The following is a 25,162-nucleotide window of genomic DNA, read 5'->3' as shown; positions in this document are numbered from 1 at the left end:
TAAGTGTGCATATCCTAAGACTTTCCACCTAAATCCTAGGTGAGGTGAGCCACTCGCCTCGTATTCAGTGAATAAATATCGGCTGCTCTGTGTAAATCGTTGATCACATAGTGGACGGGTAGGCCGTTCACCCGATCCGACGAACGTCCTGAATTGGGTCAATCATTACCTTCAGGGCCAACCACCCCTTAAATGGGCAGGTGCTCTGTTACCCAGACCGTCGTACGGCCCTGCGCGCCGGAGCGGCGGTCGCCGCCGGGGCCGTCACCGCCGCCTGCGGGACGGGCCGTTCCGCCGCCCCGCCCGCGGCGCCGCCCCCCGCCACCCGACGGGCCGCCGCCCCCGCCGCGGCCCCCGCCCCCCGCCGCTTCGCCGGCCAGCCCGTGGAGATCGGCCACGGGGCCCGGGACAGCCCCGCGGTGGCGCTCACCTTCCACGGGAACGGGGAGCCCGGCATCGCCCGTGCGGTCCTCGCCGAGGCGGAGAAGGCCGGCGCGCGGGTGACCGTACTCGCCATCGGCACCTGGCTCGACGCCCACCCGGAGATGGCCCGCCGGATCCTGGACGGAGGCCACGAACTCGGCAACCACACCCAGCACCACCTCGCGATCAACACTCTGCCCGAGGAGGAGGCCTACGCCGAGATCACCGGGTGCGCCGACCGCCTCAAGCGGCTCACCGGGTCCATCGGCACCTGGTTCCGCCCCTCCCAGACCCAGTACGCCAGCCCGCTGGTGCGCACCCTGGCCCAGCGCGCGGGCTACCCGCACGTCCTCTCGTACGACGTGGACTCCCTCGACTTCACCTCACCCGGCGCCGCGGCCGTCATCCGCAACGTCACCGGGCCGATCCTCGGCGGATCGGTGGTGAGCCTGCACTTCGGCTACGCGGACACGGTCGCCGCGCTGCCGCCCCTCCTCGAAGACCTCGCGCGCCGCAAACTGCGCGCGGTGACCACCACGGAGCTGCTGACCTCATGACGACCAACCGCCTTCCCCGGAAGGCCCCCGTGCTGCTCGCCGGACTGGTCCTCGCCGCCCTGGCGGGCTGCGGAGCGGCCGACAAGGGCGCGCCCGAGGCACTCGGCACCGCCGGGCCCGCCCAGCCCGTGAAGGCCGTTCCGGCCGCCCCGCCAGGGCTGGCCGGAATGCCACCCCTGCTCGCGCCCGACGACGTGTACGCGGCCGACCGGCCGAACCAGCTCTCGCCCGTGGTCAAGAACTTCCCGTCCCGCGTCTACGTGCCGAACACCAGCTCCAACACGGTGTCCGTCATCGACCCGGCGACGTACAAGGTGATCGAGACCATCCCCGTCGGCGTCCAGCCGCAGCACGTCGTGCCGTCCTGGGACCTGAAGACGCTGTGGGTGAACAACAACCGGGGCCACACGCTCACCCCGATCAACCCCGCCACCGGAGAGGCGGGCACACCCGTCGAGGTGCACGACCCGTACAACCTCTACTTCACGCCGAACGGCAAGTACGCGATCGTCATGGCCTCGATGGACAAGGAACTGGTCTTCCGCGATCCGCACACCATGGACCGCGTCAAGACGGTGCCCGTGACCTGCTTCGGCGTCAATCACGCGGACTTCTCCGCGGACGGCCGGTACTTCATCGTCTCCTGCGAGTTCTCCGGTGAACTCCTCAAGGTCGACACCGAGAAGATGGAGGTCATCGGGCAGCAGAAACTGCCTTTCGAGGGCGCGATGCCGCAGGACGTCAAGGTCTCCCCGGACGGAAAGACCTTCTACGTCGCGGACATGATGGCGCACGGCATGTGGGTGCTCAGCGGCGACGCGTTCGACACCCCGAAGCTGCTGCCCACCGGAAAGGGCTGCCACGGCCTGTACGTGAGCCGTGACTCCAAGGAGATGTACATCTCCAACCGCGGCGAGGGCAGCATCTCGGTCTTCGACTTCAAGCAGAACCGGCTCACCAAGAAGTGGGACCTGCCCGACGGCGGCAGCCCCGACATGGGCGGCGTCTCGGCCGACGGCAAGGTGCTGTGGCTCTCGGGCCGCTACAACTCCGAGGTCTACGCCATCGACACGGCGAGCGGCAAGGAGATCGCCAAGATTCCCGTGGGCAGCGGCCCGCACGGTCTCGCCGTGTACCCGCAGCCCGGCCGCTACTCGCTCGGTCACACCGGCATCTTCCGCTGAGTCCGGGGCAGGCGTGACGGTGCCCCGGGGGTCCGCCGACCCCCGGGGCACCGTCGTGTCCCGCCGGACCGGCTACCAGGCGACGGGGAGCCGCTCCGGGAGCCGCTTGATGAAGCCCGTGCGCCACACCAGGTTCTCGGCCGGCACCGCGAGCCGGAGCTCGGGCAGCCGGTCGACCAGCACCGACAGCGCGATCTCGGCGTGAGCGCGGCCCAGCGCCGACGCCGGGCAGAAATGCCGCCCCGCGCCGAACGCCAGGTTCGCGTTCGGGGCGTCCCGCTCCAGGTCCAGCTCCTGCGGACGCTCGAAGGCCTCCGGGTCGAAGTTGGCACCCTCCAGGAGCACGAGGACCAGCTCGCCCTCCCTGACCAGCACGTCACCGACCTGGACGTCCGCCATGGCGAGGCGCGGCAGCCCGTCACCCACGGACAGGTTCCAGCGCAGCAGTTCGTCCACGGCCTTGCCCATGCGCTCCGGGTGGGCGCGCAGGTACCCGATCAGCTCGGGCCTCTGGAGCAGCGCGAGGACCGCGAGGACCAGGAACGCCGAGGTGGAGACCGCGCCCGCGCCGAAGAGCGAGACGGCGACCGTCGCGAACATGTCGTCGGTCAGGTGCGCCGACTCGGGGTCGGCCTCCTTCAGTTCCGCGAACCTGCCGAGGAGCCCCGTACGCTCCTCGGCGGGCAGCGCCAGCTGGGCCCGCAGCGCGTCGGAGAAGTACCCGACGTCCTTGTACCAGTTGAGGGCCGAGTCGGCGAAGGGTTCGCGCGCGGTCATGAACGCGACGTCCAGCCCCGACATCAGCCGCCGCCAGTCCTCGAAGGGCACACCCAGCACCTGGCAGTGCAGCGCCGCCGAGAAGGGGTCGGCGAACCCGGCCCGCAGGTCCGCCGGACCGCCCTCGGCGACGAGCTGGTCGATCAGCTCGCCGGCCTTGGCCGCCAGCCAGTCCTGGAGCCCCTTCTGGCGCGGGTTGAGCGCCTTCATCACGGCGTTGCGCAGCCCGGCGCTGTTGATGTTGCCCATGTTGTTGACGACCTCGGGCGGGATCGTCAGCGCGTACTGCCGGGGGACTCCGGCGTTCGCGGTGTCCTTGAGGCTGAAGCGCTCGTCCTCCAGCACCTGCTTGGCCAGCGCGTAGCTGCTCACCAGCCAGGCCGGGTCGCCCGTGAGGGTACGGACCCTGGCGACCGGGGCCTTCTCGCGCAGCCAGGTGCACTCCTCGGGCAGCACGTCGCCGCGCCGGGAGAGGGGGAAGTCGAGGAGGGGTTCCCCGGCCTCCAGGCCTTCCTTGCCCTCAAGCTGCTCGACGCTCATCGACGGTCCTTTCGGTTGGTGCTGTGTGCGTGCTCTGGACCGGGACCTCGGGCCGGACGACGGCGGACGCCTGGTTGCGGGTCGCGCGCAGGCCCCCGCCACGGGCGTAGAGGACATCGGTCAGCGGCATCTTGACGTGGTAGGCCGAGACGGAGGACGGCACTCCGAGAATGCTCGGGGTGTCGAGGAAGAACGGCAGTTCCGCGGCCATGTAGTCGAAACAGACGCGCATCTGCTCATCGGTGATGGATTCGCCCTCGGCGAGCTTCGAACCCACGAAGTGGAGTGCCATTTCCTCGCACCCCTTGCGGAACTCGTCATCGGTTTCCAGGAAATGCAGCACACGGCGGTGCAGCAGTTCGTAGACCGGGTTGCCCTGGAATTCGGAGAGTGCCCTCACCCGGATCTCGGCGTCCTGCGGACCTGATTCCTCGACGCCTTTCAAGATCCGCCGCCGCACCGCCTTGATCTCCTTCGCGGCGCGCTTCTCCGCATGCTCCCGGGTGTAACCGAAGGCGGCGAACATCCGGTCCACGTGGAGGTCTGCGTAGACGAAGTCGACCTGGGCGAAGCGGGTCGTGGCCCACTGGGAGAGGCTCGCGATGCGCTCGGCGCTGAAGTAACTGTTACCAGGACTCACGCCAATGAGCACATGGTCGCCATCTTCCCAGATGTGGCGGCAGGTACGGGTGAAGGGCAGAACTTCGAATGATGCGTCAACTGTGATCGTCACCTGTGTGATCGCCCTTGTTGCCGCTTGTCCCTGGGAGCCCTGCGCTCCTGGTGTGGCGGCAATGCCGTTACGTTATGCGGTGATGCCGGAGCGTGACAAGTGGAGGCTCGATTTGTTGGCTGGAATTATTGCTTCCGCCTTACCGAGGGGTAATCGCATTTCTATCGACCGCTCGATCGGGCCCCCCGGCGGGCGGCCCGTCCCGGGGCCGCTACCCTGAGCCGGTCAACAAGCACCAAGAAGGGGTGGACCCATGGCGGACATCGAGAGCGCGCGGGCGACGTTCGGCCGCTTCGACGCGGACGGCGACGGCTTCGTCACGGCCGACGAGTACAGCGCGGCCATGAAGGCGATGGGTGACGCGTACGTCACCGGTGCGGTCGCGGACGCGATCATCGCGAGCAAGGACGCCAACGGCGACGGCCTGATGAGCTTCGACGAGTTCTGGGCCTCCCTGAACAAGTAGTCCCGCACCCGCCTCCGCCCCCGCCTGCCGGGGCGGAGGCGCGTCAGCCACCGTCCGGCGCGCCCCGCTCCTCCCCGCCCAGCCGGTCCACCTCGGCCACGGCCTCCTCCAGCCAGCGCAGCCAGAACGTCTCCAGACCGAGCCCGCCGTGCAGCACGAGCCGGCGCAGCCGGTCCTCCTCGGCGTCCCGGTCCGGCGGGAAGTCCCGCTCGTCGATGGCCTCGTACTGCGCCAACTGCCGCCGGTGCAGCTCCAGATGGCGCCGCAGCTCCGGGCCCAGCGCCCGTGCCCCGACGACCCCGGCCGCGCGCACGCGCAGCAGCAGCGGATCCCGGATGGGCTTGGGGTCCTGGCTCTCCGCGACCCAGCGCGCCAGCTCGGCGCTCCCGGCCGCCAGCACCTCGTACTCCTTGCGCTGGCCGCGTACGGGCTGCTCGCTGGGCAGCGCCCGGATCAGCCCGCTCTCCTCCAGCCGCCCCAGCTCGCGGTAGATCTGCTGGTGCGTGGCCGACCAGAAGTACCCGATGGACTTGTCGAACCGCCGGGTCAGCTCCAGCCCCGACGAGGGCTTTTCGAGCAGCGCGGTGAGGATGGCATGCGGCAGCGACATGCGGCCATCCTAGGTTTGCGCCGCCCGCGCCGCCGCGACCGCGCCCCGCAGCCCGTACCGGGCCTACCGCCAGGCGGCCAGGGCCTCCGGGGTCTTCGGCCCCGGCAAGTGCGGGGACAGGAGGCCCTGGCCCCGCAGGAGGGCCGTCACCGCCGGGGCCCAGGCCGGGCGCAGGCCCGCCGACGTCAGCAGGCCGGGGTCCGCGAGGAGGGACTCGGCCGGGCCGAGGCGGATGCCGGCGGGGGTCAGGACGGCCGCGTCGTCGGCCCACCGGACGGCGAGGTCCACGTCGTGCGTGGCCATCACCACCGTGGTCCCGGCCGCCCGCAGGCCCGCCAGGACGTCCAGCAGCCGCTCCTGGCCGTCCGGGTCGAGGCCGGCCGTCGGCTCGTCCAGGATCAGCACGCGCGGCGCCATCGCCACGGCCCCCGCGATCGCGGCCCGCTTGCGCTGGCCGTAGGACAGCAGGTGCGTCGGCCGGTCCCGCAGCGCGGTGATGTCCAGCGCGGTCAGCGCCGCGTCCACCCGGGCCCGCACCTCCTCGGCGGCCAGGCCCAGGTTCATCGGGCCGAAGGAGACGTCCTGTTCCACGGAGGCCGCGAAGAGCTGGTCGTCCGGGTCCTGGACCACCAGCTGTACGGACGTGCGCAGCCGGGTCAGCCCGGCCCGGTCGTGGGTCACCACCGCCCCGTCCAGGCGCAGTTCGCCCGCGGCCGGGCGCAGGCCGCCGCTGAGCAGGCGCATCAGCGTGGTCTTGCCGCTGCCGTTGCGGCCCAGCAGGGCCAGGGCCCGGCCCGGGGCGATCGCGAAGTCCACGCCGGACAGCACCGCGGGCCCGTCCTCGTACGCGTAGCCCGCGCCGGCCAGTTCCACCAACGGGTTCACAGGTACAGCCCTTTCAGGACGAGGGTGACGGTGGTCAGCGCGGCCAGCAGGGCGCCCGAGGCGGCCAGGAAGCGCCAGGACAGGGTGACCTCCGGGACGAGCACCCGCAGCGTGCCGTCGTAGCCGCGCCCCGCCAGCCCGCTCTGGAGCCGGGAGGCGCGGTCGAAGGCCCGGACGAAGGCGGTCGCGGCGAGCCCCGCGACGGAGCGCCACGCCGCCGCCCGGCCGGCGTGGCCCAGCCGGGCCGCCTGGGCCCGGCGGATCTTCGCGAGCGAGTCCAGCAGCAGGAACCCGATCCGGTACATCACCAGCGCCACGTCCACGACGGGCGCCGGTACACCCGCCCGCACCAGCCGGGGCAGTACGTCCGAGACGGGGGTGGTGAAGGCGAACAGCAGCACGCCGAGCGAGGCGGCCGAGGTGCGCAGCAGCAACTCGGCCGCGTGCCGGGGCCCGTCCGGGGCCAGGGACACCAGCCCCGCCGGGCCGCCCACCGCGAACAGCAGCGGCGCGGCCCCCGTGAAACAGAACCCGAGCGGGATCCGGAACGCGCGCCACAGCTGACGCCCGGCCACCCCCGCCGGGCCCAGCAGCACGGCGAGGGTCGCGGCCGCCACCAGGGGCCCGCCCGGCCAGGGCGGCAGGCAGACCGCGGCGACGGTCAGCCCGAACCCCAGCAGGGCCTTCTCCAGCGGGTGTCGGCGGCGCCAGCGGCTGCCGTGCGCCGCGGCGTCGATCGGGAGCACCGGCTACGCGTCCCGGCCGGCCGGGTCGGCCCCGTCACCGGGGGCGTGGGCCGCGGCGGCCAGCGCCTCGCCCTGCCGACGCCCGCGCCGCACCCCGAAGTAGTACGCGAGCACGCCCGCGCCCAGGGCCGCCTGGAGGGCGAAGAGCGCCGACTCGACCTCCCCGGACGGGGGTTCGTACAGCGGGGAGAACCACGGCTCGTAGTCCGGCTTCAGCTCGGTGATCGCCGACTCCGCCTGCGCGTCCGCGCCCGTGAACGGCTCCTCCTTGCCCTCGCCCATGCCCAGCGCGATCGGCAGGACCGCCAGCGCCGCCACGAGGAGCAGCAGCACGGTGTTGATCTTCGCGTTCCTGGTCATCAGAGCGCCGCCCCCTGCTTCTCGGCGGTGCGCCCGCCAGTCAGCCGGGCCACGCCGAGGCGCACCAGGTCGGACTTGCTCGACTGCATCAGCAGCCGCATCACGAGCACCGTGAGCAGGCCCTCGCTCACCGCGAGGGGGATCTGGGTGACCGCGAAGATCCCGCCGAACTTCACGAGCGAGCCCGCGAAGCCTGACGCCGGGTCCGGGAAGGCCAGCGCGAGCTGCACGCTGGTCACGCAGTAGGTGATCAGGTCGGCGAAGAATGCGCCGAAGAAGACCGAGACCATCAGCGGCGCGTCGAACCGCTTGAGCAGCCGGTAGACGGCGTACCCGGCCCACGGGCCCGCGATCGCCATCGAGAAGACGTTGGCGCCGAGCGTGGTCAGCCCGCCGTGGGCCAGCAGCAGGGCCTGGAACAGCAGGGTGATCGTGCCCAGCACCGCCATGATCGGCGGCCGGAACAGGATCGCGCCCAGCCCCGTCCCGGTGGGGTGCGAGCAACTGCCCGTCACCGACGGGATCTTCAAGGCGGACAGGACGAAAGTGAACGCTCCGGACGCCCCGAGCAGCAGGGTGCTCTCCGGATTGGCCTTGACCTCGCGGGTCAGGGCGCGCACTCCGTGCAGGACGAAGGGGGCGGACGCGACGCCCCAGGCGGCCGCGTGCAACGGGGGCAGGAAGCCCTCGGCTATGTGCATGTGTGGGGAGACCTCTCCAGCACCTCGTGGATGGAACAACGCACCCCGGTCGGTCTCCTGGCTCACGGGTGCTGATGCCGCGGCGCCGCCTTCCCGGTCCGTGCGGTCTCCCGCCCGGTCCAGTGGCTTCCCGTGGGAGTGGCGCCGGACTTCCCGTTCACAGTGGCGAGGGCCGCACCGGTCTTCCACCGGTTTCCCGTACACCAAGGCGCATTGACCCTACCCGACCAGGCGCGACGGGGCGTCGGCCGCCGCTGTCCGGGGGCCCGTCCACCGCCCGTGGGAGGGGCGGGACCGGGCGCCCGCCCGGTCCCGCCTTACCGCCGTCAGCAGGTGTTCGGGTGCGCGATGTCGACCACGAAGCGCTCCGGGGAGTGCAGCGTGGAGGTGGTGAACCGCGGCGCCGTGTCGAAGGCGGCGCCGAAGGTGACGTAGCCCTCGAAGTCACCGGTGAAGGCCAGGCCCTTGAGCTTCGGCAGGTAGATCTTCTGCAGCCGGGGGCCGGTGTAGACGGACTGCCCGGCCTCGTCGTGCGCGGCGGCCGGGTGCAGGCGGATCTCCAGGAAGTACGACCCGGCGAGCGGGACCGGCTTGCCGGATCCGTCGTAGACCAGCTCGGAGACGGGAGTGACGGTGACCCCGGGCACGGAGCCCTGGAGGTCGATGACGATCCGGTCGTACGTGCAGTGCCCGCCCCAGCGGGCATTGGTCACGAGCGGGGTCGCGGTGGCGGATGCCGAGGCCGGTACGGCGAGGCCGAATCCGGCGGTCAGCAGGACCCCGGCGGTGACGGCCGCCAGACGTCGGCGGTGGGCGGAGCCGAGGCGCGGGCTCCGGAGCAGGTGGTGGACTGAGTCGCGGACGGAGCGTATGAGGTGGCGGAGCATGACGTCCCCCGATTCTTCGGATGTGGGGACAGTAGTGTCATCGTGGAAGACACGCCATACGGCCTCACGGTTGCACGCGTACGTCCCCGCCCCTGCCCCGGCCCGATGCGCGGGGGCCCGGTCCGCGGTGGCGGACCGGGCCCCGGTGACGACCTCGTCGCCTCGCCGGCCAGGGCGCGAGGCGGGCGGTCAGCACTCGATGACGTTGACCGCGAGACCGCCGCGCGCCGTCTCCTTGTACTTCACTTTCATGTCGGCGCCGGTCTCCTTCATGGTCTTGATGACCTTGTCCAGGGAGACCTTGTGGGTGCCGTCGCCGCGCATCGCCATCTTCGCCGCCGTGACGGCCTTGACCGCCGCCATGCCGTTGCGCTCGATGCACGGGATCTGCACGAGCCCGCCGACCGGGTCGCAGGTCAGGCCGAGGTTGTGCTCCATGCCGATCTCGGCCGCGTTCTCCACCTGCTCCGGGGTGCCGCCCAGCACCTCGGCGAGGGCGCCCGCCGCCATCGAGCAGGCCGAGCCCACCTCGCCCTGGCAGCCGACCTCGGCGCCGGAGATCGAGGCGTTCTCCTTGAACAGCATGCCGATCGCGCCCGCCGACAGGAGGAAGCGGACCACGCCGTCCTCGTCCGCGCCCGGCACGAAGTTCATGTAGTAGTGCAGGACCGCCGGGATGATGCCCGCCGCGCCGTTGGTGGGGGCGGTGACGACCCGGCCGCCCGCCGCGTTCTCCTCGTTGACGGCCATCGCGTACAGCGTCGCCCACTCCATCGCGTGCGCCTGCGGATCGCCCTCGGCGCGCAGCTGGCGGGCGGTGCCGGCGGCGCGGCGCTTGACCCGCAGACCGCCCGGCAGGATGCCCTCGCGGGACATGCCGCGCGCGACGCAGGCCTGCATGACCCGCCAGATCTCCAGGAGGCCCTCGCGGATCTCCTCCTCCGTGCGCCAGGCCTTCTCGTTCTCCAGCATCATCGAGGAGATCGACAGGCCGCTCTCGTTCGCCAGCCGCAGCATCTCGTCACCGGAGCGGAAGGGGTACTTCAGCACGGTGTCGTCGAGCTTGATCCGGTCCTCGCCGACCGCGTCCTCGTCCACGACGAACCCGCCGCCGACCGAGTAGTAGGTCTTCTCCAGCAGCGGGGTGCCGGCCTCGTCGTAGGCGAAGAGGGTCATGCCGTTCGCGTGGTACGGCAGCGAGCGGCGGCGGTGCAGGATCAGCTGGTTCGGCTCGTCGAAGGCGATCTCGTGACCATCGCCTATCTCGGTGCCGAGCAGCCGCAGCCGGCCGCTCTGGCGGATGCGCTCGACCTCGGCGTCGGCGGTCTCCACGTTCACGGAGCGGGGGGAGTGGCCCTCCAGGCCCAGCAGGACCGCCTTGGGGGTGCCGTGGCCGTGCCCCGTGGCGCCGAGCGAGCCGAAGAGCTCGGCCCGTACGGAGGCGGTCTGGGCGAGGACACCGTCCTTCTTCAGCCGGTTCACGAACATGCGCGCGGCGCGCATCGGGCCGACCGTGTGGGAGGAGGACGGACCGATGCCGATGGAGAAAAGGTCGAAGACGGAGATGGCCACGGTGGCGGACTCCCTTGTCTGCTCGTGGGGTGGGAGGGGGCAGGAGAGGCGGATTGTTCGGATTTTGTCCGACAGCCGAGCTTAACGCGGTGAGGTGAACGGCTCGGCTGCCGGACGGGTCGGGGGGACGTCAGACGTGCGACAGCTCACGTCCCCGCTCGTCGGTACCGGCACGATCCCCGGCGCCGGGCTCGGCACCCGGCTCGGCGCCCGGCTCGGCGTCGAGCACCGGGTCGGGGCCCGGGAGCCCGGCCCGGTGGGCCTCGACACCGGCGCGCACGGCCCAGTAGTAGACGGCGACGGCCAGGCCCGCGACCAGGGCGATGTCCAGGCCGTCCGGGATCAGACCGGTGCCTCCGAAGTCGGTGCTGCCCAGGCAGGACAGCAGGGACAGACAGCCGAGGAAGACCACGATCCAGCAGGCCGGGGCGAACTGCCTGACCAGGTCCTTCTCACCCTTGCGGACCAGGACCACCGCCGCGACCGGGGCCGCGACCAGGGTGAGCCCGGTCACGATCCCGGTGTTCGGCCACTTCGACCAGTACAGCGCGCAGGCCGCGAAGACGAAGGTCAGCGGGCACAGTACGGAGGCCAGCGGCAGCCGGAAGGGCCGCTCGAGGCCCGGCTTGGTGATCCGGAAGACGCCGACCGCGACGGGGCCGATCAGGTACGAGATGACCATCGCGGCCGAGATGACCGGGGCCAGGGTCTTCCAGCTGTGGCCGACGGTGACCAGCAGCAGCACCGAGAAGCCGAGGTTCAGCCACATCGCGGGCCGCGCGGTGCCGTAGACCGGGTGGGTCCGCTTGAGCCGCTCGGGGAAGAAACCGGTCTCGGAGAGGTTCCGCACCATGTACGCGGCCGAGGCCACGTTGGCGATGTTGGAACCGGCGGGCGAGATGAAGGCGCCGAACTGGAGCATCACCACGACCCAGTGGATCATCAGCAGCTTGGCGAGTTCGGCGAAGGGGGAGTTGAAGTTCACTCCGGCCCAGCCGCCGGCCTGCGCGAGGTGCTCGGGCGGTACGGCGCCCAGGAAGGCGGCCTGGAGGGCGAGGTAGATGACCAGGCCCAGGGAGAGCGCGCCGACCAGGGCGATCGGGATGGCGCGGCCGGGGTTCTTGGCGGCCCCGCCGAGGTTGACCACGGCCTGGAAGCCGTTGAAGGCGAAGACCACGCCGGAGGTGGTCACGGCGGTCAGGACGGCGGACCAGCCGTTGGGCGCGAAGCCGCCGTGGGCGGTGAAGTTCTCGGTGTGGAAGCCGGAGGCGACCAGCGCGATCACGGCGAGCACCGGGATGGCGAACTTGACCAGGGTCAGCCCGGCGTTGATCCGGGCCAGCAGCTGGACCGACCAGTAGCAGGACAGCCACAGCAGCACGGTCAGCGCCAGGGCCACCAGCATGCCGAAGGTGGTCAGCTGGTGGGACCGGGTGTCCACCAGGTCCCCGGCCCAGCCGAAGCTCCAGGACGACATGTACTGGGTCGCGGCGATCGACTCGATCGGGATCAGGGAGGCGACCGCGATCCACACCGCCCAGCCGGTGATGAAGCCCAGCACCGGCCCGTGCGAGAGGTGGCCGTAGCGGGCCATGCCGCCCGGGATCGGGTGGGCGGCGCCCACCTCGGCGTAGGACATGGCGATCATGCCGATGAAGACGGCGCCGATCACCCAGGCGACGAGCGCCGCCGGACCCGCGACCTGGGCCGCCGTCCCCGCTCCGAAGAGCCAGCCGGAGCCGAAGATCGAGCCGATGCCGATCATGACCAGCGAGAAGAGACCGAGTCCCTTCCTGTTCGCTGCGCTCATGTCCATGAGGGGGTATCCGTCCTGACGGGGATGCCTGGGCTGGCCGCTGCCGCACTGCCTTTACTCGAAGCCTATTTGCCGGAATTTGCCTACTTCATAGGCAGAAAGGCATGCCCGTCTGGGACCTTGGTCGCGAAGAGGGCCCAGCCCTGTGGAAAACAAGGCCGGGCCCCGGGGTCGCTTAGAGCGACGGGTACAGCGGGAACTTCGCGGCGAGCGCGGAGACGCGCGCCTTGAGGTCCTCGGCGTCGAACTCCGGCTTCAGCGCGGCGGCGATGATCTCGGCCACCTCGGTGAAGTCCTCGGCGCCGAAGCCGCGGGTGGCCAGGGCCGGGGTGCCGATCCGCAGGCCCGAGGTGACCATCGGCGGCCGCGGGTCGTTGGGAATGGCGTTCCGGTTGACCGTGATGCCGATCTCGTGGAGACGGTCCTCGGCCTGCTGGCCGTCCAGCTCCGAGTCGCGCAGGTCGACCAGGACCAGGTGCACGTCCGTACCGCCGGAGAGGACGGAGACGCCGACCTTGGTGACGTCGTCCTGCACCAGGCGCTCGGCGATGATCTTCGCGCCCTCCAGGGTGCGCTCCTGGCGCTCCTTGAACTCGGGCGAGGCCGCGACCTTGAAGGAGACCGCCTTGGCCGCGATCACGTGCTCCAGCGGGCCGCCCTGCTGACCCGGGAAGACCGCGGAGTTGATCTTCTTGGCCAGTTCCTGCGTGGACAGGATCACGCCACCGCGCGGACCGCCGAGGGTCTTGTGCGTGGTGGTGGTGACGACGTGGGCGTGCGGCACCGGGTTGGGGTGCAGGCCCGCGGCGACCAGACCGGCGAAGTGCGCCATGTCGACCATCAGGTACGCGCCGACCTCGTCCGCGATGCGGCGGAAGGCGGCGAAGTCCAGCTGGCGCGGGTAGGCGGACCAGCCCGCGACGATCATCTGCGGCTTGGACTCCTTGGCGAGGCGCTCGACCTCGGCCATGTCCACCCGGCCGGTCTCGTCGACGTGGTACGGGACCACGTTGTAGAGCTTGCCGGAGAAGTTGATCTTCATGCCGTGGGTCAGGTGACCGCCGTGGGCCAGGTTCAGGCCCATGATCGTGTCGCCCGGCTTCAGCAGCGCGAACATCGCGGCCGCGTTGGCCTGCGCACCCGAGTGCGGCTGCACGTTCGCGGCCTCGGCGCCGAAGAGCGCCTTGATCCGGTCGATCGCGATCTGCTCGACGACGTCGACGTGCTCGCAGCCGCCGTAGTAACGGCGGCCGGGGTAGCCCTCGGCGTACTTGTTGGTCAGGACCGAGCCCTGGGCCTCCATGACGGCGACCGGAGCGAAGTTCTCCGACGCGATCATTTCCAGGGTGGACTGCTGGCGCACGAGTTCGGCGTCGACGGCGGCGGCGACGTCGGGGTCGAGCTCGTGCAGAGGGGTGTTGAGAACGGACATCAGGATCCCCTGGGGTGTCAGTTGTCGGAGTGGGTGAGCGCGGCGTACTCGTCGGCGCTGAGGAGGTCGTCCGGCTCGCCCGCGAGGCGCACCTTGAACAGCCAGCCACCCTCGAACGGAGCGGTGTTGACGAGCGCCGGGTCGTCCACGACGTCCTGGTTGGCCTCGACGACCTCGCCCGTGACGGGGGAGTACAGGTCGCTGACGGACTTGGTCGACTCCAGCTCGCCGCAGGTCTCGCCCGCGGTCACGCTGTCGCCCACCGCGGGCAGCTGGGCGTATACGACGTCACCGAGCGCGTTGGCCGCGAACTCCGTGATGCCGACCGTCGCGACGCCGTCCACGGCGTCCGACAGCCACTCGTGCTCCTTGCTGTAACGCAGCTGCTGGGGGTTGCTCATGACCTGATTCTCCTGGATGCGGGGGAGTGCTGATGGACAGGGGTCTGACGAGGTGAAGCGGGCTTCCCGGTGGGGGGAAGCGTCACTTCTGGCGCTTGTAGAACGGCAGGGCCACGACCTCGTACGGCTCATGGGTACCGCGAATGTCGACGCCGACGCCGGAGGTGCCCGGTGCGGCGTGCGCCGCGTCGACGTACGCCATGGCGATCGGCTTGCCCAGCGTCGGGGACGGTGCGCCCGAGGTGACCTCGCCGATGACCTGGCCGTCGGCGACGACCGGGAACCCGGCGCGCGGGACGCGACGGCCCTCGGCGATCAGGCCGACCAGCTTGCGCGGGGCCGCGGAGGCGGCGCGCTCGGCGGCGGCCTCCAGGGCGGCGCGGCCGACGAAGTCGCCTTCCTTCTCGAACTTCACGACCCGGCCCAGACCCGCGTCGAAGGGGGTCAGCGCGGTCGTCAGCTCGTGCCCGTACAGCGGCATGCCCGCCTCCAGGCGCAGCGTGTCGCGGCAGGACAGGCCGCAGGGGATCAGGCCGACGCCCTCGCCCGCCTTGGTCAGCGCCTGCCACAGCTCCACGGCGTGCTCGGGGGCGACGAACAGCTCGAAGCCGTCCTCGCCGGTGTAGCCGGTGCGCGCGATCAGCGCGGGCACGCCGGCGACCGTGCCGGGCAGACCGGCGTAGTACTTCAGACCGTCCAGGTCGGCGTCGGTCAGGGACTTCAGGATGTCCGGGGACTCCGGGCCCTGGACCGCGAGCAGGGCGTACGCGTCGCGGTCGTCGCGGACCTCGGCGTCGAAACCGGCGGCGCGCTCCGTGAGGGCGTCGAGGACGACCTGGGCGTTGGAGGCGTTCGCGACGACCATGAACTCGGTCTCGCCGAGGCGGTAGACGATCAGGTCGTCGAGGATGCCGCCGTCCTCGCGGCAGATGTGCGTGTACCGGGCCCGGCCGACGCCGACGGTGGAGATGTTCCCGACCAGCGCGTGGTCGAGGACCTTGACGGCCTCGGGGCCGGTCAGGGTGATCTCGCCCATGTGGGACAGGTCGAACAGGCCTGCCTTGGTGCGGACGGCGTTGTGCTCGTCGCGCTCGCTGCCGTACCGCAGCGGCATGTCCCAGCCCGCGAAGTCGGTCATCGTCGCACCGAGGGAACGGTGCAGCGCGTCAAGGGCGGTCAGGCGGGGGGCAGTGCTCATGGGTGTGGCTCCCAGGTCCCGGGGCATCGACAGGGCATCGACATGACATGACGAGGAGGATCCTCCCCATCTGTCATCGGAACCTGAGAGGTTCGCCGAGAGTTCCTCGATTCGCACCGAGTTCCTCGACTTGCACCTTGGGTGGAGCGCGCACCGGCCAGGAGGCGGTGCGGCTCGCTTTTCAGATCTGCCTCATCCACGCGGTACGGGGCCTGAGAGATTCAAGGGAGGGTCTTGCTCCTTCGGCGCCCGGGGTGCGGAGCAGCTCCCGGGACTCTCCCGCGTGGATTCAAGCGGCCTTTATGCAGTTGGGTCCAGATGGCGCACATCATTGCACGGCCCGGACCCGAATGGGCGTGCGGGCCCCCGGACGGGGCCGACGCCCGCCCCTGGCCCGACGACCCGACCGGAACCATGTCCGCCGCATTACCGTCTCTTTACACTCAGGGGGCAAGGGTCCTGGTGACCCGATCCGGGGGAGGCGATCACTGTGCGCAGATTCGGCGCGGCGGCGGGGACGGCGGCAGGGACGGCGACGACGGCGGGCGCGGTGGCAGGGGCAGGGGCGGGCGCGACGGTGGGTGGCGTACCGGTCCAGCCGGGGCGGCGGGCGCGGGAAGCGGCCGCCCCCGGCGTCGGCCCCGGCGTCGGCTCCGGCGCCGTTGTGCGGGACCTGCGCGGCCGGGGTGCGGCGCCCCGCGGCGGCCCGGTCCGGCTCGGCTTCGCCGACGGGGACATCGTCGTCGTGTCCGGCCTCCCCGGCGGCGGCAAGAGCACCCTCATCGAGCGCGCCGTCGCGGGCGGCGGGATCGACTCCCAGGACACCCGCGCGCGCTGGGAGCGCCGGATGCCCGGGGGCCTGCCGTACGCCGCCTACCGGCCGTTGGTGCGCGCCGCGCACTACTGGAGGCTGTGGCAGGTGCTGCGCTCGGGGGACTCGGCCGTCGTCCACGACTGCGGCACGCAGGCCTGGGTACGGGCGCTGCTGGCCGGCGCCGCCCGCCGCCGGGGCCGCGCCCTGCACCTGGTGCTGCTCGACGCCACGGCCGAGCAGGCGCTGGCCGGGCAGCGGGCCCGGGGCCGCGGAGTGTCGGCGTACGCCTTCGCCCGGCACCGCGGCGCGGTCACCCGGCTGCTGCTCGAGGCCGAAGCGGGCCGGCTTCCGGCCGGCTGCGCCTCCGCCGTCCTGCTCGACCGTGAGGCGGCCGCCCGGGTCACCCGGATCGGCTTCGGCGCCGGGCCGGGGACGCATTAGCCTCGGCGGTGACAGCGGCGACAGCGGTGACGGTCGGCGGCGACGGTGGGCGTCACCGGCGAGGGCACCGGCACCGGCACGGACACGGGGAGACACGGGCATGCAGGGCAACGGCTGGCCGGCCAACGAACTCGAAGCGGTCCTCGGTACGGCGATGGGCGACCCGCAGGCCGGACCCCGGATCCTGGAGACCCTGGCCCGCAGTCACGTCTGGGTCCCGCTCCCCGCGGGCAGCGGCCCCGGGGCCGCGGGCCTGAGCCTGCCGACCATGGACATCGGCGGCGCCGCCTACGTGCCCGTCTACAGCTCCGAGGCGCAGTTCCTGGCGTGCGTGGGCACCGGCATGGACTTCGCCGTGGCCCCCGCCGTCGAATTCGCCCGCGGTCTGCCCCCGCAGCTCGGCATCGCCGTGAACCCCGAGGGCGCCGTCGGCGTCCCGCTGCCGCCGCCCGCCGTGGCCGTGCTCTGCCGGGCCGGGCGCAGCGAACTGGACGGTCCGGCGAGCGGCGGCCGGGTCCGCCTGTACGAGCCCGACTGGCAGCACGACCCGGTGGACTTCCTGACCGCCGCGGCCGAGGAATTCCGGGCCAGCGGGGTGATCGCGGCCGCCCACCGCTGCCTGGCCAGCGTCGAGGCCGGGGACCCGCAGCTGTACATCGGTGTCCGCCTGCTGGGATGGGAGCCCGAGAACCGGAATGCCCCGATGGACGCCCTCGGCCGGGCCCTCGGACGGGTCCAGCCGCCCTGGCCGGTGCAGTTGATCCTCCTCGACGCGGTGGAGGACCCGGTGGCCGATTGGATCCGTGAGCGCGTGCGCCCGTTCTACCTGCCGTAGTCGCGCTTAAGCTGTTCGCATTGCCCGGCCACGCGTGTCCGGGGTACGCGTGGGCGACGGGCGGACGAAGAGGGGTACCGGGTGAGTGCGTCAGGCACGGCCGCGGCCGGGCAGGTCGAGCACATGCTGCGCCAGGTGACACCCGGGCGCTATGACAGCTATGAGCAGCTGCTCCACGGGCTGGCCGAGGGCCGGCTCTGGATGCTGCTGTGGCAGGGGCAGTCCGGCTCGCCGGACGCCCAGTACGGCGGGATGGAGGTCGAGGGCCTCGGGTACGCCCCGTGCGTGACCTCGCCGCAGGAGCTGGCCGCCAGCGGATGGAACCGCGGCTACGAGGTGGTCACCGGGCGCGACGTCGCCCGCGCCCTCTACCCCGACCGCTGGGGCCTGTGGCTGAATCCGCACGCCCAGGGCGGCGGCCTCGGCGTCCCGTGGGCCGACCTGCGCCGGATCGCCACCGGCCTCGACCGGATGCCCGCGGGTCCCCTGCGGCTGTCCGAGCCCTCGATCGAGCTCCCGCAGTTCTACGGGCTGCTCACCCAGCACGCCCACCGCACGCCCGCCGTGCGGGCGCTGCGCCGCGCCTGGGTGCAGCCGGTGCTCGGATCGCCGTACCTGGCCGTCGGCCTCGACCTCTACGACGCCTCCGCGCCCGCCCTGGAATCGGTGCGCGAGATGATGCGCCAGTCCGTGGGGGCCGTGCCCGAGGGCGTCCCGGTGTGCACGGTCGCGCTCGCGGACGAGCACGATCCGGTCGCGATGTGGCTGCGCGCGCAGGCGCGCCCGTTCTACGACCGCGAGGGCCAGGGGCCGGCGTACTGACCACCCCCTGAGACGCGCGTATCAGGCCGCATGGAACCCCGGTTCCGTGCGGCCTCCTTCATGTCCCCGTTTGTCCCCGCGCCGGTGCCCAATTAGCGCACGAGAAGCGAGGGTTGGGCTTGATGTCCGATTGCGTACCGAACGGACGGTCTTGCTCCGCTGAGGAGGCACCGTAGTCCGGATAGCGGGTAACGGGCCTTCACATCACGGTTGCGCATCCATTCATCTGCGGGTCTGGCGGGTGATCGAGCGCCCCATGAAGACTCCCCACCCAAGAGCCGGTCAGTCCTGCTGTTCCCCGGCTCGGCATCTGTATTTCACCCTGCACTTCACCTTGCACTTCTTGCGGTTCCTGCACCTCACGCACCACGCAGCACGCGCCACCGAAGCCAACGCACTGAAGCCAACGCAGTCACCCGCACCACCCGCACTCCCGCACCTCCCACGCTCTCCGAGCGCCACTCCGCACCAACGCCGCCACAGCGGCGGGCATGGGCCGACCACCCGTCGGCCGAGAGGGGTCCCCACCAGATGACGGCACCACTGCATGACACGAGCGCGGAGACTCCCGCTCCCGTGTCCGTAGCCGACGTCCCAGCCAAGGCCATCGAAGGCCGCTCACCCGGCCGCATCGCGTGGATGCGGCTCAAGCGCGACAAAGTCGCGCTCACGGGCGGCATCGTCGTGCTCCTCCTGATCCTGGTGGCGGTGTTCGCGCCGCAGATCGTGAGCCTGCTGGGCCACCCGCCCAACGAGTTCCACGAGGACATGATCGACCCGAACCTGGGCACACCGATCGGGTCCTACGGCGGAATGAGCTCCGACTTCCTGCTCGGCGTCGAACCCACCAACGGCCGCGACGTGTTCAGCCGGATCGTCTTCGGCGCCCGCATCTCCCTGACCGTCGCCTTCCTGGCGGCCATCGTCTCCGTGGTCCTCGGCAGCCTGCTGGGCACGCTGGCGGGCTTCCTCGGCGGCTGGGTCGACGGAGTCATCAGCCGCGTCATGGACCTGCTGCTGGCCTTCCCGCAGCTGCTGTTCACCATCGCCCTGGTGTCCGTGGTCCCCAACTCCCTCTGGGGGTTCGAGGGTTCGGGCGTACGGATGGGCGTCCTGGTCCTGGTGATCGGGTTCTTCGGCTGGCCGTACATCGGCCGGATCGTCCGCGGCCAGACGATCTCGCTGCGCGAGCGCGAGTACGTCGAGGCCGCCCGCAGTCTCGGCGCCGGCCGGGTGTACATCCTGTTCAAGGAGCTGCTGCCGAACCTGGTCGCGCCGATCCTCGTCTACTCGACGCTGATCATCCCGACCAACATCCTGACGGAAGCGGCCCTGAGCTTCCTCGGCGCGGGCGTCAAACCGCCCACCGCGTCCTGGGGAAAGATGCTCTCCGACGCCGTCCCCATCTACCAGTTCGACCCCATGTACATGGTGGTCCCCGGGGTGACGATCTTCATCACCGTCCTGGCGTTCAACCTCTTCGGGGACGGTCTGCGCGACGCGCTCGACCCCAAGGGCAACTGATCCGAGTCCTCGACTCATCCACTCATGTCATCCACTCATGGAGGTTGGACAAACGTGATCCGCAGAAAGCAGGCAATCGCGATCACCGCCGTGGTCGCAGCCCTGTCGCTGACCGCCGCGTGCGGTGGCAAGGGCGATGACGGCTCGAAGGACAAGGCCTCCAACGGCGCGGCCTTCGACGCCGCGACCAAGGGTGTCGTCAACGCGTCCGACAAGAAGGGCGGCGAGCTGAAGCTCTGGTCGCCCCAGGACGTCGACTACCTCGACCCGGCGCGCGCCTACTACGGCTTCGTCTGGAACATCCAGCGCCTGTACATCCGCCAGCTGCTGGCCTACGACAGCAAGCCCGGCAAGGACGGCACCAAGCTGGTCCCGGACCTCGCCGAGGCCCTGCCCGTGCTCAGCAACGACGGCAAGACCTACACGCTGAAGCTCAAGGACGGCGTGAAGTTCGAGGACGGCACGCCGATCACCTCGAAGGACATCAAGTACGGCGTCGAGCGCGTCTTCGCGCAGGACGTCCTCTCCGGTGGTCCGACGTACCTGATCGACCAACTGGACCAGGGCCAGAAGTACCCCGGCCCGTACAAGGACACCGACCCCAACAAGATGGGGCTCAAGTCCGTCCAGACGCCGGACGACAAGACGATCGTCTTCAACCTGGCGAGCGCCAACTCGGACTTCAGCTACCTGCTGGCCATGCCGTCCTCCTCGCCGGTCCCGGTGGCCAAGGACGAGGGCGCCAAGTACACCAACAAGCCCGTCTCCACGGGCCCGTACAAGGTCGAGTCCTTCACCGCGGGCAAGGGCGCCACCCTGGTCCGCAACGAGAACTGGGACCCGAAGACCGACACGATCCGCAAGGCGCTGCCGGACAAGGTCTCCTTCACGGTCACCACCAACCCGGACGACATGGACGCGCGCCTGCTCTCCGGCGACATCGACCTCGCCGTCGACGGCACCGGTGTCCAGCAGGCCGCGAAGAACAAGATCCTGCAGACCCCGGACCTGAAGAAGAACGCGGACAACCCCTTCACGGGCTACATCCGCTACATGGCCTTCCCGCAGACGGTCGCGCCGTTCGACAACATCGAGTGCCGCAAGGCCGTCATCTACGCGGCCGACCCCAAGTCGCTGCAGACCGCCCGCGGCGGCCCGACCAGTGGTGACCTCGGCGCGAACATGCTGCCGCCCGGCATCCCCGGCTCCGACAAGTCCTACGACCCGTGGGGCCTGACCGCCGGCGCGCCGCAGATCGACAAGGCCAAGGCCGCTCTCGCCGCCTGTGGCCAGCCCGGCGGCTTCAAGACCACCATCGCGGTGCGCAACAACCGCGCCCCCGAGGTCAAGACCGCCGAGTCGCTCCAGGCCGCGCTCAAGGCCGTCAACATCGACGCCTCGATCGACCAGTACGACGGCAAGCTCTCCTCCTCCACGATCGGTTCGCCCGAGAACGTGAAGAAGAAGAACTACGGCATCATCGTCATGGGCTGGGGTGCCGACTTCAACAGCGGCGCCGGCTTCCTGCAGCCGCTGGTCGACGGCTCGTTCATCCTGCCGAACGGCAACAACAACTACACGATGCTGAACGACCCCGAGGTCAACGGGCTGTTCAAGAAGGCCGCCTCCGCCGCCACGCCGGAAGAGGCCGCGCCCTTCTACACCGACATCAACAAGAAGGTCATGGAGAAGGCGCTCTACCTTCCCATCAACTTCGACAAGGCCCTCGTCTACCACAACCCGCGGCTGACGAACGTCTACTTCAACGACTCCATGGGCCGCATCGACCTCGCCACGCTGGGCGTCGTCAAGTAACAGTCGGCACGTGCCTTCACCGCACATGCGCTAGTCCGAAGGGCAGGTGAAGGCCGTTAGGCGGTGGCTGCCGTCCCCACAAGGGGCGGCGGCCGCCCGCCGGAGCGGCCGACTGCAGTGCTCGTCTACCTCCTCAGGCGGCTGTTCAATGTCGTCGCCACGCTGCTGGTGGTCTCCGTGGTCACCTTTGGCATCTTCTTCGCGGTGCCGAAGATCACCGGGTCCGACCCGGCGCTCATGTACGCCGGCCGCGAGACCAACGAAACCGCCTTGGCGGGCATCCGCGTGAAAATGGGCTTCGACAAGCCCATATCCGAGCAGTACTTGCTCTTCCTCAAGGGAGTCGTGGCCGGTCGCGACTACGACTCCGGCGTCGAGCAGACGCACTGCCCGGCCCCGTGCTTCGGCTACTCCTTCAAGAGCGAGGCCCCGGTCTGGCAGCTGATGACCAGCCGCATGCCGGTCACCCTCTCGCTCGCCTCGGGAGCCGCCGTCATCTGGGTGCTCGCGGGCGTGGCCACCGGCGTGGTCTCGGCGCTCAAACGCCGAACGGCCATCGACCGAACCGTGATGGTCGGCGCGCTGGCCGGTGTGTCGCTGCCCATCTTCTTCACCGGCATGGTCGCCCCGGCCGTCTTCGTCTACGGCCTCGGCTGGCTGGACGTCTCCAACTACCGTCCCATCACCGAGGATCCGGTCGCCTGGCTCAACAGCATGATCCTGCCCTGGATCACCCTCGCCTTCCTCTTCGCCGCGACGTACGCCCGGATCACCCGGGCGACGATGCTGGAGGTCATGGGCGAGGACTACATCCGCACCGCCCGGGCCAAGGGCCTCACCGAGCGCGTGGTCATCCGCAAGCACGCCCTGCGCTCCACGCTCACCCCGATCGTCACGATGTTCGGCCTCGACCTCGGCGGACTCCTCGGCGGCGCGGTACTGACCGAGACGACCTTCAACTTCCAGGGTCTGGGGACGGCGGCCGTCGCCGCCATCGGCCAGGGCGACCTCCCCGTGATCATGGGAATCACCCTGCTCGCCGCGCTCTTCGTGGTGATGGCCAACCTGATCGTGGACATGCTGTACGCCGTCATCGACCCGCGCGTGAGGCTGACGTGACCGAGACCCCTTCGACCCCTTCCCTCGTGCCCGAGCAGGCGGGTCCCTCGGATCCCGCCCGTGCCTTCCTCTCGGTGCGCGACCTCAAGGTCCACTTCCCGACCGACGACGGCCTGGTCAAGTCCGTCGACGGACTCTCCTTCGATCTGGAGCGCGGCAAGACGCTCGGCATCGTCGGGGAGTCCGGCTCGGGCAAGTCGGTGACCTCGCTGGCCATCATGGGCCTGCACCGCACCGGCAACGCCCGCAGCCGCCCGCACATCTCCGGTGAGGTGCTGCTGGACGGCGAGGACCTGGTCCGGGCCGACGCCGACGACGTACGCAAGCTGCGCGGGCAGAAGATGGCGATGGTCTTCCAGGACCCGCTGTCCGCGATGCACCCGTACTACTCGGTCGGCAAGCAGATCATCGAGGCCTACCGGACCCACCAGGACGTCGACAAGAAGACGGCCCGCAAGCGCGCCGTCGAAATGCTCGACCGGGTCGGCATCCCCGAGCCCGACCAGCGGGTGGACTCCTACCCGCACGAGTTCTCCGGCGGCATGCGCCAGCGCGCGATGATCGCGATGGCCCTGGTCAACAACCCCGAACTGCTCATCGCGGACGAGCCGACGACCGCCCTCGACGTCACCGTCCAGGCGCAGATCCTCGACCTGATCCGCGATCTGCAGAAGGAGTTCGGCTCGGCCGTCATCATGATCACGCACGACCTCGGCGTGGTCGCGGAGATGGCCGACGAGATCCTCGTGATGTACGGCGGCCGCTGCGTCGAGCGCGGCAGTGCGGAGAAGGTGTTCTACGAACCCCGGCACCCGTACACCTGGGGCCTGCTCGGCTCCATGCCGCGCATCGACCGCGACCAGACCGAGCGGCTGATCCCGGTCAAGGGCTCGCCGCCCAGCCTGATCAACATCCCCGGCGGCTGTGCCTTCCACCCGCGCTGCCCGTTCGCCGACGTACCCAAGGGCGGCGTCACCCGCACCCAGCGGCCCGAGCTGGCCCTGACCAGTGCCGGACACTGGTCCGCCTGCCACATGTCGCAGGAGGACCGGACCCGGATCTGGACCGAAGAGATTGCGCCGAAGCTGTGACCGATACGACGGACATGAAGAAGACGGCGGACGGGGCCGCGGGCGGGACGTCGGGCGGCACCGCCACGGCCGAGGAGCCCCTGCTCAAGGTCACCGGGCTGGTCAAGCACTTCCCCATCCACAAGGGGCTGCTGCGCCGCCAGTCCGGGGCCGTGAAGGCCGTCGACGGCATCGACTTCGACGTCCGGCGCGGTGAGACCCTCGGCATCGTCGGCGAGTCCGGCTGTGGCAAGTCGACCATGGGCCGGCTGATCACCCGGCTGCTCGAACCGACCGGTGGCACGGTGGAGTTCGAGGGCAAGGACATCACCCACCTCGGCGTGGGGGCCATGCGGCCGCTGCGCCGCGACGTCCAGATGATCTTCCAGGACCCGTACGGCTCGCTCAACCCGCGCCACACGGTCGGCACCATCGTCGGCGCCCCCTTCAAGCTCCAGGGAGTCAGCCCCGAGGGCGGCCTCAAGAAGGAGGTCCAGCGGCTCCTCTCGCTGGTGGGCCTGAACCCGGAGCACTACAACCGCTACCCGCACGAATTCTCCGGCGGCCAGCGCCAGCGCATCGGCATCGCCCGCGCGCTGGCCCTCAACCCGAAACTCGTGGTGGCGGACGAGCCGGTGTCGGCGCTGGACGTCTCGATCCAGGCCCAGGTGGTGAACCTGCTGGACGACCTCCAGGAGGAGCTGGGCCTCACCTACGTGATCATCGCCCACGACCTGTCGGTCATCCGGCACGTCTCGGACCGGATCGCGGTGATGTACCTCGGGAAGATCGTCGAGCTGACGGACCGCGACTCGCTGTACGCGAACCCGATGCACCCGTACACGAAGGCGCTCCTCTCGGCCGTCCCGGTCCCGGACCCGCGCCGCCGGGGCGTCAAGAGCGGCCGCATCCTGCTCAAGGGCGACGTCCCCTCGCCGATCTCCCCGCCGAGCGGCTGCCGCTTCCACACGCGGTGCTGGAAGGCCACGGAGATCTGCGGCACGCAGGAACCCCCGCTCCTGGCCCTGAAGCCGGGCCACCAGGTGGCCTGCCACCACCCGGAGGACACGGAGACGGCCACGGTCACCGTCACGGGGCCGGCTGCGGCGGCCCCGGCCCCGGCCCCGGCCGCCGAGGCCGAGGCCGAATAACCATCGGCCGGTGGCGGTGCCGACAGGGGCCCCGCCACCGCCCGGTGGTTCGCTCCGGGCTCCGGCGGGCATCTTGCGGCCCCGCCAGCGCTCGAGGGTTGCTCCCGCGCCTCCGGGCACCGTCCGGTCCCGCCGCCGCTCGGGGGTTGCTCCGGCCCTTGCGGACACCTTCCGACCCCGGCCGGCCGGGCCTCCCTCCAGCCCCTCCGGCGCTTGAGGAGCGGGGCCCGGGGCAGCGCCCCGACAGGCCACCGGCAGCCCACCCGCCCCGCCCGCCGCCAGG

At 70.8% G+C, this 25,162-nt stretch carries 24 protein-coding genes and 2 riboswitches; of the genes, 11 read left to right on the top strand and 13 right to left on the bottom strand.

Annotated features, from left to right (window positions below):
• The first annotated feature begins 200 nt into the window (after nucleotides 1–200).
• Together ABT084_RS01320 and ABT084_RS01315 are read left to right on the top strand one after the other, a co-directional pair.
• Nucleotides 201–980: a polysaccharide deacetylase family protein gene (locus ABT084_RS01320; protein WP_351037579.1), complete on the top strand. Its 780-nt coding sequence runs from the start codon at nucleotides 201–203 to the stop codon at nucleotides 978–980.
• Nucleotides 977–2,164, top strand: a complete 1,188-nt coding sequence (locus ABT084_RS01315; protein ID WP_351037578.1) for a YncE family protein — start codon at nucleotides 977–979, stop codon at nucleotides 2,162–2,164. Before ABT084_RS01320 ends, ABT084_RS01315 begins: the two co-directional genes overlap by 4 nt.
• Before the next feature lie 72 nt (nucleotides 2,165–2,236).
• Here the strand turns inward: ABT084_RS01315 and ABT084_RS01310 are convergent, their stop codons facing one another.
• The gene (locus tag ABT084_RS01310) at nucleotides 2,237–3,481 is read right to left on the bottom strand and encodes a cytochrome P450 (protein WP_351037577.1); all 1,245 of its coding nucleotides are present in this window, start codon (nucleotides 3,479–3,481) and stop codon (nucleotides 2,237–2,239) included.
• Nucleotides 3,462–4,214, bottom strand: coding sequence for a tRNA-dependent cyclodipeptide synthase (locus ABT084_RS01305; RefSeq protein ID WP_351037576.1), 753 nt, complete (start codon nucleotides 4,212–4,214; stop codon nucleotides 3,462–3,464). The genes ABT084_RS01310 and ABT084_RS01305 overlap by 20 nt, the downstream gene beginning before the upstream one ends.
• A 253-nt stretch (nucleotides 4,215–4,467) precedes the next feature.
• Here ABT084_RS01305 and ABT084_RS01300 point away from each other — a divergent pair, with 253 nt between their 5' ends.
• Complete coding sequence (locus ABT084_RS01300; RefSeq protein WP_351037575.1) at nucleotides 4,468–4,680, top strand: EF-hand domain-containing protein; 213 nt, start codon at nucleotides 4,468–4,470, stop codon at nucleotides 4,678–4,680.
• A 43-nt stretch (nucleotides 4,681–4,723) separates the two neighbouring features.
• Here the strand turns inward: ABT084_RS01300 and ABT084_RS01295 are convergent, their stop codons facing one another.
• The 11 genes from ABT084_RS01295 to gcvT form a co-directional block, all read right to left on the bottom strand.
• Nucleotides 4,724–5,290 carry a PadR family transcriptional regulator gene (locus tag ABT084_RS01295; protein ID WP_351037574.1) on the bottom strand — a complete coding sequence of 189 codons (567 nt, stop codon included), beginning with the start codon at nucleotides 5,288–5,290 and terminating at the stop codon, nucleotides 4,724–4,726.
• Nucleotides 5,291–5,353: 63 nt separating this feature from the next.
• On the bottom strand, nucleotides 5,354–6,175 hold the full coding sequence (locus ABT084_RS01290) for an energy-coupling factor ABC transporter ATP-binding protein (protein WP_351037573.1): 822 nt from the start codon (nucleotides 6,173–6,175) through the stop codon (nucleotides 5,354–5,356).
• The gene (gene cbiQ, locus ABT084_RS01285) at nucleotides 6,172–6,921 is read right to left on the bottom strand and encodes a cobalt ECF transporter T component CbiQ (protein WP_351037572.1); all 750 of its coding nucleotides are present in this window, start codon (nucleotides 6,919–6,921) and stop codon (nucleotides 6,172–6,174) included. The genes ABT084_RS01290 and cbiQ overlap by 4 nt, the downstream gene beginning before the upstream one ends.
• Nucleotides 6,922–6,924: 3 nt before the next feature.
• Nucleotides 6,925–7,281 (bottom strand): energy-coupling factor ABC transporter substrate-binding protein, encoded by a 357-nt coding sequence (locus ABT084_RS01280; RefSeq protein WP_351037571.1) that lies wholly within the window; start codon nucleotides 7,279–7,281, stop codon nucleotides 6,925–6,927.
• Nucleotides 7,281–7,982 (bottom strand): energy-coupling factor ABC transporter permease, encoded by a 702-nt coding sequence (locus tag ABT084_RS01275; RefSeq protein WP_351037570.1) that lies wholly within the window; start codon nucleotides 7,980–7,982, stop codon nucleotides 7,281–7,283. The genes ABT084_RS01280 and ABT084_RS01275 overlap by 1 nt, the downstream gene beginning before the upstream one ends.
• 30 nt (nucleotides 7,983–8,012) lie before the next feature.
• Nucleotides 8,013–8,205: riboswitch (cobalamin riboswitch) on the bottom strand.
• A 103-nt stretch (nucleotides 8,206–8,308) separates the two neighbouring features.
• Nucleotides 8,309–8,869 (bottom strand): AMIN-like domain-containing (lipo)protein, encoded by a 561-nt coding sequence (locus tag ABT084_RS01270; protein WP_351037569.1) that lies wholly within the window; start codon nucleotides 8,867–8,869, stop codon nucleotides 8,309–8,311.
• 189 nt (nucleotides 8,870–9,058) lie between these two features.
• Nucleotides 9,059–10,441 carry an L-serine ammonia-lyase gene (locus ABT084_RS01265; RefSeq protein WP_351037568.1) on the bottom strand — a complete coding sequence of 461 codons (1,383 nt, stop codon included), beginning with the start codon at nucleotides 10,439–10,441 and terminating at the stop codon, nucleotides 9,059–9,061.
• A gap of 130 nt (nucleotides 10,442–10,571) precedes the next feature.
• On the bottom strand, nucleotides 10,572–12,257 hold the full coding sequence (locus tag ABT084_RS01260; RefSeq protein ID WP_351037567.1) for an APC family permease: 1,686 nt from the start codon (nucleotides 12,255–12,257) through the stop codon (nucleotides 10,572–10,574).
• Nucleotides 12,258–12,432: 175 nt separating this feature from the next.
• A complete protein-coding gene (glyA, locus tag ABT084_RS01255; protein ID WP_351037566.1) occupies nucleotides 12,433–13,689 on the bottom strand; it encodes a serine hydroxymethyltransferase in 1,257 nt (418 codons plus the stop codon).
• Between the two features lie 17 nt (nucleotides 13,690–13,706).
• Nucleotides 13,707–14,090, bottom strand: coding sequence for a glycine cleavage system protein GcvH (gene gcvH, locus ABT084_RS01250; protein ID WP_351037565.1), 384 nt, complete (start codon nucleotides 14,088–14,090; stop codon nucleotides 13,707–13,709).
• An 82-nt stretch (nucleotides 14,091–14,172) separates the two neighbouring features.
• A complete protein-coding gene (gene gcvT / locus ABT084_RS01245; RefSeq protein WP_351037564.1) occupies nucleotides 14,173–15,288 on the bottom strand; it encodes a glycine cleavage system aminomethyltransferase GcvT in 1,116 nt (371 codons plus the stop codon).
• Between the two features lie 191 nt (nucleotides 15,289–15,479).
• Nucleotides 15,480–15,580: riboswitch (glycine riboswitch) on the bottom strand.
• 258 nt (nucleotides 15,581–15,838) lie between these two features.
• Here gcvT and ABT084_RS01240 point away from each other — a divergent pair.
• From ABT084_RS01240 to ABT084_RS01205, 8 genes are all read left to right on the top strand, one after another.
• On the top strand, nucleotides 15,839–16,543 hold the full coding sequence (locus ABT084_RS01240; protein WP_502968812.1) for an AAA family ATPase: 705 nt from the start codon (nucleotides 15,839–15,841) through the stop codon (nucleotides 16,541–16,543).
• A 100-nt stretch (nucleotides 16,544–16,643) separates the two neighbouring features.
• Nucleotides 16,644–17,378 (top strand): enhanced serine sensitivity protein SseB, encoded by a 735-nt coding sequence (locus tag ABT084_RS01235; protein WP_351037562.1) that lies wholly within the window; start codon nucleotides 16,644–16,646, stop codon nucleotides 17,376–17,378.
• A gap of 81 nt (nucleotides 17,379–17,459) precedes the next feature.
• Nucleotides 17,460–18,200 (top strand): enhanced serine sensitivity protein SseB C-terminal domain-containing protein, encoded by a 741-nt coding sequence (locus ABT084_RS01230; RefSeq protein WP_351037561.1) that lies wholly within the window; start codon nucleotides 17,460–17,462, stop codon nucleotides 18,198–18,200.
• Nucleotides 18,201–18,731: 531 nt separating this feature from the next.
• The gene (locus ABT084_RS01225; protein WP_351037560.1) at nucleotides 18,732–19,724 is read left to right on the top strand and encodes an ABC transporter permease; all 993 of its coding nucleotides are present in this window, start codon (nucleotides 18,732–18,734) and stop codon (nucleotides 19,722–19,724) included.
• A 24-nt stretch (nucleotides 19,725–19,748) separates the two neighbouring features.
• On the top strand, nucleotides 19,749–21,539 hold the full coding sequence (locus tag ABT084_RS01220) for an ABC transporter substrate-binding protein (RefSeq protein ID WP_351037559.1): 1,791 nt from the start codon (nucleotides 19,749–19,751) through the stop codon (nucleotides 21,537–21,539).
• Nucleotides 21,540–21,656: 117 nt separating this feature from the next.
• Nucleotides 21,657–22,658: an ABC transporter permease gene (locus ABT084_RS01215; RefSeq protein WP_351037557.1), complete on the top strand. Its 1,002-nt coding sequence runs from the start codon at nucleotides 21,657–21,659 to the stop codon at nucleotides 22,656–22,658.
• On the top strand, nucleotides 22,655–23,749 hold the full coding sequence (locus ABT084_RS01210; protein ID WP_502968805.1) for an ABC transporter ATP-binding protein: 1,095 nt from the start codon (nucleotides 22,655–22,657) through the stop codon (nucleotides 23,747–23,749). The genes ABT084_RS01215 and ABT084_RS01210 overlap by 4 nt, the downstream gene beginning before the upstream one ends.
• Nucleotides 23,750–23,763: 14 nt before the next feature.
• Nucleotides 23,764–24,879 carry an ABC transporter ATP-binding protein gene (locus ABT084_RS01205; protein ID WP_351037731.1) on the top strand — a complete coding sequence of 372 codons (1,116 nt, stop codon included), beginning with the start codon at nucleotides 23,764–23,766 and terminating at the stop codon, nucleotides 24,877–24,879.
• The last annotated feature ends 283 nt before the right edge of the window (nucleotides 24,880–25,162 follow it).

This window comes from Streptomyces sp. NPDC002138 (genome assembly GCF_040296485.1).
Taxonomy (GTDB): Bacteria; Actinomycetota; Actinomycetes; order Streptomycetales; family Streptomycetaceae; genus Streptomyces.
This window is presented reverse-complemented; position numbering and strand designations above follow the sequence as displayed.